Source organism: Arthrobacter sp. Y3223065 (genome assembly GCF_059090885.1).
On the sequence record NZ_JBNHGC010000001.1, the window covers coordinates 533,567 to 548,778 of the forward strand.

At 69.2% G+C, this 15,212-nt stretch carries 10 protein-coding genes; 7 read left to right on the plus strand and 3 right to left on the minus strand.

Going from position 1 to position 15,212, the window contains the following annotated elements; genetic code table 11:
* Nucleotides 1-54: 54 nt before the first annotated feature.
* From AC5RUK_RS02430 to pdxS, 5 genes are all read left to right on the plus strand, one after another.
* Nucleotides 55-3,621, plus strand: coding sequence for a DNA polymerase III subunit alpha (locus AC5RUK_RS02430; protein WP_494151285.1), 3,567 nt, complete (start codon nucleotides 55-57; stop codon nucleotides 3,619-3,621).
* A gap of 264 nt (nucleotides 3,622-3,885) precedes the next feature.
* Nucleotides 3,886-5,898 carry a threonine--tRNA ligase gene (thrS, locus tag AC5RUK_RS02435; protein ID WP_494108881.1) on the plus strand — a complete coding sequence of 671 codons (2,013 nt, stop codon included), beginning with the start codon at nucleotides 3,886-3,888 and terminating at the stop codon, nucleotides 5,896-5,898.
* A 2-nt stretch (nucleotides 5,899-5,900) separates the two neighbouring features.
* Nucleotides 5,901-6,479 (plus strand): HIT family protein, encoded by a 579-nt coding sequence (locus tag AC5RUK_RS02440; RefSeq protein WP_494108882.1) that lies wholly within the window; start codon nucleotides 5,901-5,903, stop codon nucleotides 6,477-6,479.
* Nucleotides 6,480-6,486: 7 nt separating this feature from the next.
* On the plus strand, nucleotides 6,487-7,098 hold the full coding sequence (pgsA, locus tag AC5RUK_RS02445; protein WP_493987096.1) for a phosphatidylinositol phosphate synthase: 612 nt from the start codon (nucleotides 6,487-6,489) through the stop codon (nucleotides 7,096-7,098).
* A 155-nt stretch (nucleotides 7,099-7,253) separates the two neighbouring features.
* On the plus strand, nucleotides 7,254-8,168 hold the full coding sequence (gene pdxS / locus AC5RUK_RS02450; protein ID WP_493987097.1) for a pyridoxal 5'-phosphate synthase lyase subunit PdxS: 915 nt from the start codon (nucleotides 7,254-7,256) through the stop codon (nucleotides 8,166-8,168).
* 98 nt (nucleotides 8,169-8,266) lie between these two features.
* On the opposite strand, the gene AC5RUK_RS02455 is transcribed toward pdxS, so the two are convergent.
* On the minus strand, nucleotides 8,267-10,315 hold the full coding sequence (locus AC5RUK_RS02455) for a M3 family metallopeptidase (protein ID WP_494151286.1): 2,049 nt from the start codon (nucleotides 10,313-10,315) through the stop codon (nucleotides 8,267-8,269).
* A 102-nt stretch (nucleotides 10,316-10,417) separates the two neighbouring features.
* Between AC5RUK_RS02455 and AC5RUK_RS02460 the strand changes: the two genes are divergently transcribed.
* Both AC5RUK_RS02460 and AC5RUK_RS02465 read left to right on the plus strand, forming a co-directional pair.
* Entirely contained in the window at nucleotides 10,418-11,728 is a 1,311-nt protein-coding gene (locus AC5RUK_RS02460; protein WP_494151287.1) for a CapA family protein, read from the plus strand.
* A 325-nt stretch (nucleotides 11,729-12,053) separates the two neighbouring features.
* Nucleotides 12,054-13,088, plus strand: coding sequence for a CapA family protein (locus tag AC5RUK_RS02465; RefSeq protein WP_494151288.1), 1,035 nt, complete (start codon nucleotides 12,054-12,056; stop codon nucleotides 13,086-13,088).
* A 45-nt stretch (nucleotides 13,089-13,133) separates the two neighbouring features.
* Here AC5RUK_RS02465 and AC5RUK_RS02470 read toward each other — a convergent pair whose 3' ends face one another.
* Complete coding sequence (locus AC5RUK_RS02470; RefSeq protein WP_494151289.1) at nucleotides 13,134-13,856, minus strand: type 1 glutamine amidotransferase; 723 nt, start codon at nucleotides 13,854-13,856, stop codon at nucleotides 13,134-13,136.
* Nucleotides 13,856-15,148 (minus strand): MurT ligase domain-containing protein, encoded by a 1,293-nt coding sequence (locus AC5RUK_RS02475; protein ID WP_494151290.1) that lies wholly within the window; start codon nucleotides 15,146-15,148, stop codon nucleotides 13,856-13,858. The genes AC5RUK_RS02470 and AC5RUK_RS02475 overlap by 1 nt, the downstream gene beginning before the upstream one ends.
* Between the last annotated feature and the right edge of the window lie 64 nt (nucleotides 15,149-15,212).

Here is a 15,212-nt window from a genome sequence, read left to right on the forward strand (position 1 = left end):
CGCGGCAGTCCGCCGGATACCCATCCTGTGCCCCAACCGTTGTTTGGAATGTCCATGAGCTTTACCCACCTGCATGTATCCACGGCGTTCAGTGCGCACTACGGTGTCTCCTGGCCGGAGGAACTGGCCGCAGCGGCCGCTTCCTTCGGAGCCGACGCCTTGGCCTGCACCGACCGGGACGGCCTCTACGGCACGGTCAAGCATCTTAAGGCGTGCCTGGCAACGGGGATGGATCCGATAGTCGGCGTGGACCTGGCCGTCCAGGACGGCGGCGGCCGGGACACCGGCCGCGTTGTGGTGCTGGCCCATGGCGGAAACCAGGGCAGCGGCTACCATGCGCTCTGCCGCCTGGTCTCGGAAGCCCATGCCGGCACAGCTGCCCGCGGGCGCTCGGCCAGCCGCCGGACGCCCGGCGTGACGGTGGATCAACTCGCCCGGCATGCCGGTGTTCCGGACCGCGAACCGGCCCTGACGGTGCTGCTGGGCCCTTTTTCGGACGTCGGACAGGCGCTGCGCCGCCGCAGCTACGCCGAAGCCCGCCGGCTGGCCGGACGCTGGCGCAGCGGCCTGCCGGCCGGGTCGCTGGTTGTGGAAATCGTCTCCCACCTGAGTGCCCCGGGGGAGAACCTCAGTACCGCCCACGCGGTGCGGATGCTTAACCTGGCCGGGGAGCTGAATCTGCCGGCAGTGCTGACCAATGCCGTGCGCTACTGCGAAGAGGACGGAGCCGCCACCGCCGATGTGCTGGACTCGGCGAGGGCGCTGACAGCCTTGTCCAAGCTGCCGGATCTGCAGCCGAGCGCCCAGGGCTGGTTGAAATCCCCCGACCGGATGCAAGCCTTGGCGCGGGAAATCGTGCAGGCAGCCGGCGGCGGAAGCAAGGACGTCATCCGCCTGCTGGCCACGACGGAAGCGGTGGCCGACCGGTGCCGCATGGATCCTTATCAAGACATGGGCTTCAAGCGCCCGGTGGTCCCCGAAGCCTCTGTCATCGGGATCGACGGGGATCCCGTGGCCGAGCTGGTGCAGCGCTGCGAAACCGGCATCGCCGAACGGTTCGGCCGAATGTCCGGACGGGCCGAGAAGGAACTGCGGGACCGGCTGGCCCATGAGCTGGGCATCATCTCGCGGCTGGGCTTCGCCTCCTACTTCCTGACGGTGGCCGAAGTGTCGCGCATGATCACCGGGATGGGCGTGCGTGCCGCGGCCCGGGGGTCGGGCGCCTCAAGCCTGGTGAACTATCTGCTCTACATCAGCCATGTGAACCCCCTGGACCACGGGCTGATCTTCGAGCGCTTCCTCTCCCAGGACCGTTCCACCCTGCCGGACATCGACATCGATGTGGAAAGCGCAGAGCGGCACAACGTCTACCAAAGGATCTTCGACCGTTTCGGCAGCCAGCGGGTAACCCTGATGAGCATGCAGAACGGTTACCGTGCCCGCGGGGCGGTCCGCGACGCCGGCTTGGCGCTGGGGCTGCCGGAGGAGGAGATTTCGGGCATCGCCAAACAGCTGTGGCGGTTCTCCGCGCGCCAGTTCCGTGAGGCGATGGCAGAGAAGCCGGAGCTGCGCGCGTTTTCCGCGCAGGTGGAGCAGAACCAGCAGCTGGACCTGCTGGTGGATTTGACCGAACGGCTGGACCGGTTGCCCCGGCACATTTCCATGCACCCCTGCGGGGTGATCCTGGGCGACACCTCGCTGTTGGACCGCACCCCTACCCAGCCCAGCGGGCTGGGGCTGCCGATGAGCCAGTTCGACAAACACGACATGGACCCGATGGGCATGCTCAAGCTGGACGTGCTGGGCGTGCGGATGCAGAGTTCCATCGCCTACGCGCTGAAGGAAATAGCCCGCATCCATCCGGACAAGGACGCCGTGACGGCAGCAGGCCGGCACCCGGTGGGCGAGGACGGAGCCGGGCCCGACTACATTGCCGCGGACGGGACCATCAACCTGGAACGGGTCCCGCTGGACGACGAACCGACCTACGAGCTGATCCGCAGCACCCACACCCTGGGATGCTTCCAGATCGAATCACCGGGGCAGCGCGAGCTGGTGGGCAAGATGGCCCCACGGGACTTCAACGACCTGATTATCGACATTTCGCTGTTCCGGCCGGGCCCGATGCAATCGGATATGGTCCGGCCGTTCCTGGAGCACCGCCATGGCTGGGCGCCGGAGCGCTTCCCGCACCCTGATTTGATTCCGGTCCTGAAGGAAACCCACGGCGTCACGATCTTTCACGAACAGGTCCTGCGGACCTTCGACGTATTCACCGGCTGCGGACTGGCCAAGGCGGACGAGTTCCGCCGGCTGCTGGGCAACGAGGAAGCCGAACCGGCGGTGGAGGAATACTTCCGCAACGCCTCGCTGGACCGCGGGTATCCATCGGAGGTGGTCGACACGGTGTGGGGCACGCTGAAGTCCTTCGGCAGCTTCGGATTCTGCAAAGCCCACGGGGCCGCCTTCGCCGTGCCCACCTACCAGACTGCCTGGCTGAAGGCCCACCACCCCGAGGCATTCCTGGCCGGGTTGTGGCAGCACGATCCGGGAATGTACCCGCTGCGCCTGCTGGTGGCCGAAGCGCGGCGGTTGGGCATCCCGATCCTGCCGCTGGACATCAACCGCAGCACGGACCGCTACCAGGTGGAACGCGTTCCCTCCGGCACCGGGGAAAAGCTGGGGATCCGGCTTAGCCTGACCGGCATCTACGGGCTCTCGGCGACCGAGCTCAAACGCATAGTTGCCGGCCAGCCGTACGAATCGCTGGCCGACCTGCGGGCGCGGGCCAAGGTCGGCAAACCCGCGCTGAAACGCCTGGCCCAGCTGGGGGCCTTCGACGAACTGAACCGCAGGACCGGCCAACGCGGCGGCCGGGCGGCCAGCCGGACGGATCTGGTCTACCATCTGGACCAGCCGGACGCACGCCCGGTTCCCCAGCGCTACCAGCCCACCGAGGGCCAGCTGTCCCTGCCGCTGGGAGACCTGGAGCTGCGCCATCTCGTCCCGGTTTTCCCGGAACCTACCACTGTGGACAAGGTGCGCACCGAACTGGACCTGCTCTCGATCGACGCCAGCTCCCACCTGATGGAGAGCTACGCGCCGCTGCTGGCCCAGCTCGGCGTCACCCAGGCCAAGGACCTGCTGCACCTGCGCAACGGGAGCGAAGTGATGGTGGCCGGTATCCGTGTTGCCACCCAGACCCCGCCCATGCGCGGCGGCCGGCGGGTGGTTTTCATCAGCGTGGACGACGGCACCGGCTGCGTGGACGCCACCTTCTTCCAGGAAGCCCAGGAACGTTCCGGCCCGCTGCTGTTCGGCACCGAGATGCTGCTCATCCGCGGCCTCACCCGGCGGACCGGACCCAGGGGGATCGGGCTGCAGGCGCTGGAGGCGTGGGACCTTTCGGACACCGCCAGCCTGCCGCTGCCGGGCAACCCTGTCCCTCCCGGGCCTGCGGCGGGGCGTGCGCCCGCAACCCCGGCACAAGGCAGGGGCGCCGACCGCCAGGAAAAGCCGGGAACTGGCGAACTTGCCCGCCGCATGGCCGCGGAAGGACTGGATCACCGCGTTCCGGCCGAACCCTGGCTGGCCGGAAGCCACGGGAACCGGGCAGGGTGACGCCGCCGGCCGGAAGCCACGGTGATGCACCACCGCCGGCGGGAAGCCACGGGAACCGGGTAGGGTGACGCCGCCGGCCGGAAGCAGCGGGAACCGGCAGGGTGATCCCGCCGGCCGGAAGCGGCCGGCCGGCCTTCGCGGGCGCGCCGCCCCTGCCGCGCCGGTGTTGGTCGGGCAACTCGACAGCGGATACGATCGTAGAGGCTTGCAGCGCCCAAGTATGTCGCTGCTGTAACGGCTTACATCCACCATAAGGAGACCTCTGTGTCAGCGCCCCAGAACATCACCCTCATCGTCGACGGCGAAGAGAACCAGGTGACCGAGGGCACGACGGGGGCCGACCTTTACGGCGCCCGGCGGGAGGTCGTCGTCGTCCGCGTCGACGGCGAGCTGAAGGACCTGGACCAGCCGATCCCGGCCGGCGCCAAGGTCGAAGCCGTGACCATCGACTCCCCGGACGGACTGAACGTGCTGCGCCACTCCACCGCGCACGTGATGGCCCAGGCCGTGCAGCAGCTGCGCAAGGACTCCAAGCTCGGGATCGGCCCGTACATCACCGACGGTTTCTACTTCGATTTCGACGTCGATGAGCCCTTCACCCCGGAGGACCTGAAGCAGCTGGAGAAGATGATGCTCAAGATCGTCAACTCCAACCAGCGCTTCGTCCGCCGCGCCGTCTCCGAGACCGACGCGCTCGCCGAGATGGCGGGGGAGCCGTACAAGGAAGAGCTGATCGGGCTCAAGGGCCACTCCGACGAGGCCGGCGAGGGAGCCAGCATCGAAGTGGGTGCCGGCGAACTGACCATCTACGACAACGTGGACGCCAAGAGCGGCGAAGTGGTCTGGAAGGACCTCTGCCGCGGGCCGCACCTGCCCAACACCAAGCTGATCTCCAACGCCTATGCGCTGACCCGCTCGGCCGCCGCCTACTGGCGGGGCAACGAAAAGAACAAGCAGCTGCAGCGCATCTATGGCACCGCCTGGCCCACCAAGGAAGACCTGAAGGCCTACCAGGAGCGGCTGGCCGAGGCGGAGCGCCGCGACCACCGCCGGGTGGGCGCCGAACTGGACCTGTTCTCCTTCCCGGATGAACTGGGCTCCGGCCTGCCGGTCTTCCACCCGAAGGGCGGGATCGTCCGCAAGGCGATGGAGGATTACTCGCGGCAGCGGCACACCGAGGCGGGCTACGAATTCGTCTACACCCCGCACATCACCAAGAGCAACCTGTATGAGGTCTCCGGCCACCTGGACTGGTACCGGGACGGGATGTTCCCTCCCATGCATGTGGACGAGACCCGCGATCCCGAAACCAACGAGGTCGTCAAGCCCGGCCAGGACTACTACCTGAAGCCGATGAACTGCCCGATGCACAACCTGATTTTCCGCTCGCGCGGCCGGTCCTACCGCGAGCTGCCGCTCCGGTTGTTCGAGTTCGGTTCCGTCTACCGCTACGAAAAGTCCGGGGTTGTCCACGGCCTGACCCGCGTGCGCGGCATGACCCAGGACGACGCGCATATCTACTGCACCCGCGAGCAGATGAAGGACGAGCTGACCACCACGCTCAACTTCGTGCTGGACCTGCTCAAGGACTATGGGCTCGACGACTTCTTCCTGGAGCTCTCCACCAAGGACCCGGAGAAGTACGTGGGCTCCGATGACGTGTGGGACGAGGCCACCCGCACCCTGGCCGAGGTCGCCGAGGCGTCCGGCCTGGAACTGGTGCCGGACCCGGGCGGGGCGGCCTTCTACGGCCCCAAGATTTCGGTGCAGGCCCGCGACGCGATCGGGCGAAGCTGGCAGATGTCCACCATCCAGCTGGACTTCAACCTGCCCGAACGGTTTGAACTCGAATACCAGGCAGCCGACGGCAGCCGCCAGCGCCCGGTGATGATCCACCGCGCCCTGTTCGGCTCGGTGGAGCGCTTCATGGGCCTGCTGATCGAACACTACGCCGGCGCCTTCCCGGCCTGGCTGGCCCCGGTCCAGGTGGTCGGCATCCCGGTGGCGGAGGCGTTCAACGACTACATGCTGGAGATCGTGGCCAAGCTGAAGGCCCAGGGCATCCGCGCCGAAGCGGACCTGGGCTCGGACCGCTTCCCGAAGAAGATCCGCACCGCCAGCAAGGACAAGGTTCCGTTCGTGCTGATCGCCGGGGGGGAGGACGCCGAAGCCGGAGCCGTCTCCTTCCGCTTCCGCGACGGCAGCCAGGACAACGGCATCCCGGTGGACGAGGCGGTGTCCCGCATCGTGCAGGCCGCAGCCAGGCGCGGCAACTGACGATGGCCGAGACGACCGAAGCCATGACCGACCGGACCGGCGATGAGGTGACGGACGGCTTTGAGCTGCCCGGCGTGCCGGATGCCTTCCAGCGGCTCTGGACGCCGCACCGCATGGCGTACGTCAAGGGCGGCCAGGGCCAGTTCAAGAACAAGGACGAGTGCCCGTTCTGCATGGCTCCGGCCCGCCCGGACGAGGAATCGCTGATCGTCCACCGCGGCGAGTTCGCCTACGTGGTGCTCAACCTGTTTCCGTACAACCCCGGGCACCTGCTGGTCTGCCCGTACCGCCACGTGCCCGACTACACGGACATCACCGCGGAGGAGACAGCCGAGTTCGCCGAGCTGACCCAGACGGCGATGCGGGTCCTGCGGAAGGTGGCAAACCCCAGCGGCTTCAACCTGGGGATGAACCAGGGTGCGGCCGGGGGTGCCGGGGTCGCGGCGCACCTGCACCAGCACGTGGTGCCCAGGTGGGGCGGCGACGGGAATTTCTTCCCGATCATCGCGCAGACCAAGGCGATCACCGAGACCCTGGATGAGGTCCGCAAGCAGGTAGCCCAAGCCTGGCCGGCACGGTAGCGCGCCGATGCTCAACAAGTACGCGCGCGGATTCTTCGGAAAACTGTTCACGCCGCTGGCCCGTGCCCTGATCCGGATGGGCGTCTCGCCCGACGCCGTCACCATCGTGGGCACCCTCGGGGTCTCCGTGGGGGCGCTCGTGTTCTACCCGCTCGGGGAGCTGTTCTGGGGAACGGTCTTCATCACGGCGTTCGTCTTCTCCGACATGGTGGACGGCCTGATGGCCCGCATGCTGGAACGCAACAGCCGCTGGGGTAACTTCCTGGACTCCACCCTCGACCGGCTGGCCGACGGCGCGGTGTTCGCCGGTGTGGCCATCTGGTTCTTCACCGGCGGGGACAACCTGGCCATCGCCGTCTCCGCCCTCGTCTGCCTGCTGCTGGGCTCGCTGGTCTCCTACGCCCGGGCCAAGGCGGAATCGCTTGGCTGTACGGCCGCCGTGGGCCTGGCCGAACGCTCCGAACGCCTGGTGTCCGTCCTGGTCTTCACCGGACTGACCGGGCTGGGCCTGCCGGAAGTGGTCCTGCTGGTGGTCCTGGTGCTGCTGGCCGCCGCCAGCCTGCTGACCGTGGCCCAGCGGATCCTGGCCGTCTACCGGCAGACCCAGCAAACCGCCTGATCCGCCCGGGGCCGCCGGCCGCCCGGACCGCCACCGGTCCCGGCGGACGGCGGCCCGCACCGGACGGCCAGGAAGGTTACGTCATCGGTGACCCTGCGCGCCGGGCCGGACGTATGATGAGATGTACGTTTCCTACCGACTCCTAGGGGCTTTTAGTGTCCAGCAGTGAAGAAACTTCGACTCACGCCCCCGTAACCGGCAGCAGCCGGGTCAAGCGGGGCATGGCCGAGATGTTGAAGGGCGGCGTCATCATGGACGTCGTGACCCCCGAACAGGCCCGCATCGCCGAAGACGCCGGTGCCGTGGCCGTGATGGCCCTTGAGCGCGTTCCGGCGGATATCCGCGCCCAGGGCGGCGTGTCCCGGATGAGCGATCCGGACATGGTGGACGGCATCATCGAAGCCGTCTCCATCCCGGTGATGGCCAAGGCCCGCATCGGCCACTTCGTCGAGGCGCAGGTGCTGCAGTCCCTCGGCGTGGACTACATCGACGAGTCCGAGGTGCTGACCCCGGCCGACTACACCAACCACATCGACAAGTGGAACTTCACCGTTCCCTTCGTCTGCGGCGCCACCAACCTGGGCGAGGCCCTGCGCCGTATCAACGAGGGCGCGGCCATGATCCGTTCCAAGGGCGAAGCCGGCACCGGCGACGTCTCCAACGCCACCACCCACATGCGCCAGATCCGCGCCGAGATCAAGCGCCTGTCGGCGATGCCCGAAGACGAGCTGTACGTGGCAGCGAAGGAACTGCAGGCCCCGTACGAACTGGTCAAGGAAATCGCCGCGACCGGCAAGCTGCCGGTGGTCTTGTTCACCGCCGGCGGCATCGCCACCCCGGCCGACGCCGCGATGATGATGCAGCTGGGCGCCGACGGCGTGTTCGTCGGCTCGGGCATCTTCAAGTCCGGCAACCCGGCCGAGCGCGCGGCCGCGATCGTCAAGGCCACCACCTTCCACGACGACCCGGACGTCATCGCCAAGGTCTCGCGCGGCCTGGGCGAGGCCATGGTCGGCATCAACGTGGACGAGATTCCTGAGCCGCACCGCCTCGCCGAGCGCGGCTGGTAAACACCGACGACGGCGAACGCCCGGTCCCGTACGAAAGTGCGGCGCCGGGCGTTCGCCGTTAACGGACGTCCCCACCCCGTTAACGGACGTCCCCGCCGTTACCGGGCGCCCCCGCGGCCGGCCGGGGAGCTGCTCTCCCGATCGAGCCCGCGCCGGGCCAGCAGCGGTGCCAGGTCGGCGTCCCGGCCGCGGAAGCTCCGGAAGGCCTGCAGCGGATCCATGCTGTTGCCCCGCGAGAGCAATGCGCGGCGGAAGCGGTCCCCGTTGCTGCGCTGCAGTCCGCCGTTTTCCGCGAACCAGGCCACGGTGTCGGCGTCCAGGATTTCACTCCAGATGTAGGAGTAGTAGCCCGCCGCGTAGCCGCCGGCGAAGATGTGCTTGAAGTAGCCGGTGCGGTAGCGCGGCGGGACCAGGGGCAGGACGATTCCGGCATCGGCCAGGGCCCGGCGTTCGAAGGCGAGCGGATCCTCGACCCGCTGCCCGGCGGCCAGGCTGTGCCAGGCCAGGTCGAGCACGCACGCGGCCAGGTACTCGGTGGTGGCAAAACCTTCGCCCCACAGTTGGGCAGCCTTGATGCGGTCCACTACCTCCCGCGGCAGCGGCTCGCCGGTCAGCTGGTGCCTGGCGTAGTTGCCGACAACTTCCGGTTCCAGCATCCACATCTCGTTGACCTGCGACGGGTACTCCACGAAGTCCCTGGGCACGTTGGTGCCCGAGAGGCTGGGGTACTTCACGCGGGACAGCAGGCCGTGCAGCGCATGGCCGAATTCGTGGAAAAGCGTCACCACGTTGTCGTAACTGAGCAGGGCCGGCTCGCCGGGAGCGGGCTGCGGGATGTTCAGGTTGTTCATGACCACGGCCCGCTGTCCCAGCAAGCGGGACTGCTCGACCAGCGAATCCATCCAGGCTCCGCCGTTCTTCGTGTCCCGGGTATGGAAGTCGCCGATGAACAGGCCCAGCCGGGCGCCGTCGTCGTCCAGCACTTCCCAGATCCGCGCCTGCTCATGGTAGGCGGTGAGGTCCGGGCGTGCCTCGAACCGCAGTCCGTACAACCGGTTCGCGGCGAAGAAGACGCCGTCGGCGAGCACGCGTTCGAGCTCGAAGTACTGCCGCAGCCCGGCCAGGTCCACGCTGTAGTCGCGGCGGCGCACCGCCTCCGAATAGAAGGCCCAGTCCCACGGTTCGAGGGGGTGGCCGGCCGCCTCGGCCAGGATCTCCGCCTCGGCGCGGGCGTTGGCGACGGCGGGCGGGACCAGACGCGCCAGCATGTCCTGCACCGCCTCGAGCGAGGGCGCCGTCTGCCCGTCCAGCACGTACTCGGCATGGTTGGCATAGCCCAGCAACGCGGCCCGCTCGGCCCGCAGCTCCGCCGTGCGGGCCGCCAGCTCCAGCGTCCTGTTGCCGGCTTCGCTGCGGCCCACCGATGCCTCATGCAGGCGACGGCGGGTGTCGCGGTCGGTGAGCGTTTCCAGCGACGGCTGGGCGGTCGGCAGGGTCAGCGCCAGCAGCCATCCGTCCCCGTAACCGGCGTCCCGCGCCGCCAGCTCCGCGGCGGCCAGGTCGTCGTCGGCGAGCCCGGCCAGTTGCCCGCGGTCGGTGACATGCACCGCGGCGGCATTGCCTGCGGCGAGCAGCTCCCGCGAGTACTCCGCGTCCAGTTCCGACAGTTCCACGTTCATCGCCCGCAGCCGCTCCTGGTCCGCCGGCGGAAGCTGGGCGCCGGCCCGGCGGAACTTCTTGCGCAGCTCCGTGAGCAGGCGCAGGTCTTCGCCCTCGAGGCCTTCTGCGGTTTCTTCGACCGCCGAGACCCGCCGGTAGAAAGACGCATGCAGGTAGATGTTGTCCCGGTGGGCGGCCCGCTGCGGGGCCATCTGCCGCTGCAGCTCCATCACGTCGTCGGTGGCGTCCGCGGCGGCGAAGTTGTCCAGCACGGCGCTCACCCGGTACAGCGTGCGGCCGGACCGCTCGAAGGCGACGGCGGTGTTCTCGAAGGTTGCCGGTGCCGGGTTGGCCGCGATCGCCTCGATTTCCGCCAGCTGCTCGCGGAAGCCGGCCTCGAACGCCGCCGGATAGTGTTCCGGGCGGATCGCGGCGAAATCGGGCAGCTCATAGGGGAGGAGACTGGGTTCCAGGAAGGGGTTGGCCATGCCACCACTGTGCCACGGGTGCCCGGCGTCTTTGCCGTATTGGCCGCGGGCACGCCGACGCGCCGCCGTGAGCCACGCCACATCCGGACTTACACTTGCGGCATGAACAGGCAGCCGCCCGAGGGGACGGGGCTCCCGGTGCGGACCAGGCGGGCCGCGGTTGCGCTGGGGGCGGCAACCGCGGTCCTCGCGCTGGCCACCGGCTGCGGGGTAGTGGCCGACGGCGGGGGCCGGTCCGGGGTGCCCTCCGGCCAGTCCACGCCCTCCGGCCGGGGCACGCCGGGTCCGTCGCGGGACGCTGCCGGCCGGCCCGCCACGGCCACCGCGACACCCGCGAAGGAACCGACCCACGGCGCCGCGGCCGACTGCCCCACGCTGCGCTGCGCGTCGGTGCTGGTGACCGGGGACATGCTGGTGCACGTGGGATTGTGGGAACAGGCCGCGGCCGACGCGGCGGAGACCGGCAACGGGCCGATGGACTTCGAACCCCTGCTCGAGGGACAGCGCGCCTACCTCGAACGCAGCGATCTGGCGGTCTGCCACCTGGAGACGCCGGTCGCGCACGAGAACGGGCCGTACTCCGGCTATCCGTCCTTTAACGTGCCGCCGCACATACTGGATGCCGTTAAGGCGGTGGGATACGACGCCTGCACCACGGCCAGCAACCACACCCTCGACCAGGGAACGGCCGGGCTGGAGCGCACGCTGGAGGCCCTGGACGACCGGGGGCTGGCGCACACCGGGTCCTACCGAAACCGGTCGGATGCGGGCGAGCCGCTGATCCTGGCGGCCGACGGCGCGGACATCGCCGTGATCACCGGCACGTACGGGCACAACGGGCTGCCGCCCGAACATCCCTGGCAGGTGGACATGCTGGACGCCGACGCGATGATCGGCAAGGCCAGGGAAGCCCGCGGGCGCGGCGCGGACATCGTGCTGGGCGCCATGCATGCCGGCGACGAGTATGCGTCCGTCCCCAGTGCGCAGCAGGAAGAGGTGGCCCACGCCCTGGCGGACAGCGGCGAGTTCACCCTCATCTACGGCCACCACACCCACTCGGTGCTGCCGATCGAGAAGTACCGCGGCACGTGGATCGCCTATGGCCTGGGCAACGGCGTCACCGAACTGTCGCCGTGGTACGACGTGAACAACGAAGGTCTGCTGCTGCGCGCCCAGTTCAGTGAAGGCAACGACGGCGGGTGGCTGGTCAGCGACCTGGCGTGGGCGCCCAGCCTGATCACCGCCAGCCCGTTGCGCTGGTGCTCGGTGGCCGCGGACAGGCCGCAGGGCGTCTGCGCATCCAAGGGTGCGGATGCAGCGTCGCGTGAACGGACCAAGACCACGGTGGAATCGATGGGCGCTGCCGGGCACGGCGCCCACGAACTGCTGATCACCCGGGAACGGGACCACTAGCGTGGCCGGCATCCCGTCGGCGCAAGCCGGCCCGCGCGAAGGGCGCCGGGCACCGTACCCGCGGGAACATCGCCCAGCCCGGACGAGGGCGCCCGTCACGGCGGCCGTGGCCATCGCGGCCCTGCTCCTGGCCGGCTGCAGCCTCGGGCCGGAGGCCGGCGGCCCGCCCGGAACCGCGCCGGCTGCGGTGCCCTCCGTCTCCGGCCCGCCGGGGAGCGGTGGCGCGGGGGAGGCTCCGCCGTCGTCCTCCACACCGAAGCCCGCCCCGGCGCCGGCGGTGACAGCAGGAGCGGGACCGGACTGTCCGGCAATCCGCTGCGCGACCGTGGCCCTCACCGGCGACCTGCTGCTGCATGAGCCGCTCTGGGAGCAGGCGGGCGCGGACGCCCGGCAGACCGGGAAAGGGGCCTTGGACTTCGAGCCGATGCTGGCCGCCCAGGAGCAGTACCTGGACACCGCGGACCTCGCCGTCTGCCAGCTGGAAACCCCGCTGGCCGGCGACGACGGACCGTACTCCGGCTACCCGGCGTTCAATGCGCCGCCGCAGATCCTCGACGCCGCCACAACCGTAGGCTACGACGCCTGCACCACGGCCAGCAATCACGCGTTCGACCACGGCACACGCGGCCTGGAGCGGACCCTGGACGCGCTGGACGCGCGCGGCCTGGAACACACCGGCTCCTACCGCAGCGCGGCGGAGGCCGAGGACGTGCTGGTCCTGGACACCCCGGCCGCACGGATCGCGGTCATCACCGGCACGTTCTCCCTGAACGGGCTGGTGCCGGACCGGCCGTGGCAGGTGGACATGCTGGATCCGGCGGCCATGATCGCCAAGGCCAGGAAGGCCCGGACGCAGGGCGCGGACATCGTCCTGGGAGCGGTCCATGCCGGAGACGAATACACCGACTACGCCAGCCCGCAACAGCAGGAGGCCGCCCACGCGCTGGCCGACAGCGGCGAGTTCTCCCTGGTGTACGGGCACCACAGCCACTCGGTCCAGCCGATGGAGCGCCACAACGGCACCTGGATCGTCTACGGGCTGGGCAACACCATCGCCGCGCATGCAACGCCGAACATCCTCAACACCGAGGGCTTGATGGTCCGGGCCCAGTTCAGCCAGGCCGACGACGGCGGTGCCTGGGTCGTGGCGCGGCTGGACTGGCTGCCGGCCACGTTCGACGGACCCGGGCATCGCTGGTGCCCGGTGGCGGCCGATGCGCTGGCAGCAGCCGCGAAGACCGGCGAATGGTGCGTGTCCGAACAGGCGGACGAGGCCAGCCGGCAACGGACCAAGGCGACCGTCGAGTCGATGGGTGCCCCGCCGGACATCGCCCGTGAGTGGCTGCTCAGCGGCGAATGACGCCGCCCCCCGGCGGCTGAACCGCCGTGACGCCGACCGGCTGCGTCAGCGCGGGCGGGCCGCTGCGTCGGCGCGGGCTTCGGCCTCATGCGGGATGTCCAGCGCCACGTCGTTGAAGCTGCCGTAGCGCCGCTCGACGGCGTGGCGGATCAGGTAGTCGGCCACGGCCGGGTTCTTGGGCAGCAGCGAACCATGCAGGTAGGTGGCAATGACGTTGTGGTAGCGGGCTCCTTCGGTGCCGTCGGTGCCGTTGTTGCCCTGGCCCTTGGCCACCCGTCCGAACGGCCGGACATCGCTGCCGAGGGTGGTCAGGCCGCTGTGGTTCTCGTACCCGATGATGGTGCCGAACTCGCCGCTTTCGAGCAAGGTATTGCCGATCAGCCGGACGGGCCCGCCCACGGTTTCGGCATCCAGCAGCCCGATGCCGGTGATGACCTCGCCGGTGTGGGTGGTGAACCGGTGGCCGAACAGTTGGTACAGGCCGCAGACGGCCAGCATCGGCAGGCCATCCTCGGCCAGCTCCCGCAGGCGGCCGCCCTGGGCCAGCAGGTCGGCCTGGATCTTGTTCTGGCCGGAGTCCTGGCCGCCGCCGCCCACGATCAGGTCCACCTGCTCCGGGAACGTGTCGCCGGGGTTGTACTCATGCAGCCGGACGTCGTAGCCGCGCAGCTGAAGACGTCTGCGCAGCACCAGGACATTGCCCCAGTCGCCGTAGATGTTCATGTCCCGCGGGTACAGCTGGAGCAGGTCGATAACAGGGGCGTCCATCAGGAGACCACTTCCACTTCGGTCAGTTTGCCGAGCTCGCGGCGCAGCGCCAGCATGGCGGTGTAGGTGCAGTAGATGCGCTTCGGCGTATCCGGAGCGCCCGCAATGAAGCGTTGCAGCGAGGCATTCAGGTCCGTGTCCACCCGGCCCACCGGAACGTCCTCGTAGAAGAGGCGCAGGCCCATGTCGTGCGCCCGGACCCCGGAGACCTCGGCCACGCCGGTGTCCCGCAGCGAATCGAAGTCGACGTCCCACAGCCAGGACATGTCCCGCCCGTCGGCGTAGTTGTCGTTAATGGCGATCATGGTCCGGAAGCCGGCGGCGGGGAAGGACTTCAGTGCCAGCCGGAAGCCGGACGGGTTCTTCACCAGCACCAGGTCCAGCGGCTGGCCGTTGACGGTCAGCGATTCGCCTCGGCCGAAAGCCGGGGTGACGTTCTCCAGCGAGGCCAGCAGCGCCGGCTCGTCCACGGCGGGGCCCAACACGGTCCGCGCCAGCACCATCGCCGCGGCGGCATTGAATACGTTGTAGACGCCGGTCAGCTTCAGCTCGAGCTCGATCGCGCGTCCGTCCAGCTGGAAGGTTGCGGCGGCCCCTTCACAGGCCGACAGCACGACGTCGGCGCTCGGCCGGTCGGCTTCGGCGGCGGTGTAGGCGGAGGGGCCGGCAGACGCGGTCCGCATTTCGTCGTCGTGCGGGAACATGTGGCGCAGCTGCGGTGCCAGGCCGAAGTATTCGATCCGCGGCGCCGCCACGGCGCCGGCCAGCGCCGCAATGCGCGGGTCCTCACGGTTCAGTACCACCGCCTCGGTCGTGGCGGCCGCGATCTGCCGGAGGAATCCCGCAGTCGTTTCGATTTCGCCGAAGCGGTCCAGCTGGTCGCGCATGACGTTGAGCAGCAGGCTGTAGCGCGGGGCCACCAGTTTGACGAAGTGAACCGCGTGGGCCTCGTCCAGCTCCAACACGGCGATGTCCGCATCCAGCCGGCCCCGGGCGTCCGAGTCGCCCAGCACGGACGCAACCACGCCGCGGGTGAAGTTGCTGCCCGTGCGGTTCGTGAACACCTTCAGTCCCTGGCCCTGGAGCAGCTCCACCACCATCTTGGTGGTGGTGGTTTTGCCGTTCGTTCCGCTGATCACCACGACGCCGCGCGGCAGCGTGCCGAGCGTGCGCGGCAGGAACTGCGGATCGATTTTTTCGGCCACCAGGCCGGGCAGTGCGGAACCGCCGCCGCGGAGCCTGGCTACCGCCTTTACGGCCTTTCCGGCAACGGTCGCAAGGAGGTGTCGCATGAGTAGAGACTATACAAGCCGACGGGGTCGGGGCACCGCCGGCTCCGCGTGAATGGTGTCGGGT

Excerpts from the sequence above, each read along its gene's own strand:
- AC5RUK_RS02440 (WP_494108882.1), top strand. The coding sequence starts at position 5,901 with ATGGCCGAGACGACCGAAGCCATGACCGACCGGACCGGCGATGAGGTG.
- AC5RUK_RS02460 (WP_494151287.1), top strand. The coding sequence starts at position 10,418 with ATGAACAGGCAGCCGCCCGAGGGGACGGGGCTCCCGGTGCGGACCAGG.
- AC5RUK_RS02430 (WP_494151285.1), top strand. The coding sequence starts at position 55 with ATGAGCTTTACCCACCTGCATGTATCCACGGCGTTCAGTGCGCACTAC.
- AC5RUK_RS02475 (WP_494151290.1), bottom strand. The coding sequence starts at position 15,148 with ATGCGACACCTCCTTGCGACCGTTGCCGGAAAGGCCGTAAAGGCGGTA.
- AC5RUK_RS02470 (WP_494151289.1), bottom strand. The coding sequence starts at position 13,856 with ATGGACGCCCCTGTTATCGACCTGCTCCAGCTGTACCCGCGGGACATG.
- pgsA (WP_493987096.1), top strand. The coding sequence starts at position 6,487 with ATGCTCAACAAGTACGCGCGCGGATTCTTCGGAAAACTGTTCACGCCG.
- AC5RUK_RS02455 (WP_494151286.1), bottom strand. The coding sequence starts at position 10,315 with ATGGCCAACCCCTTCCTGGAACCCAGTCTCCTCCCCTATGAGCTGCCC.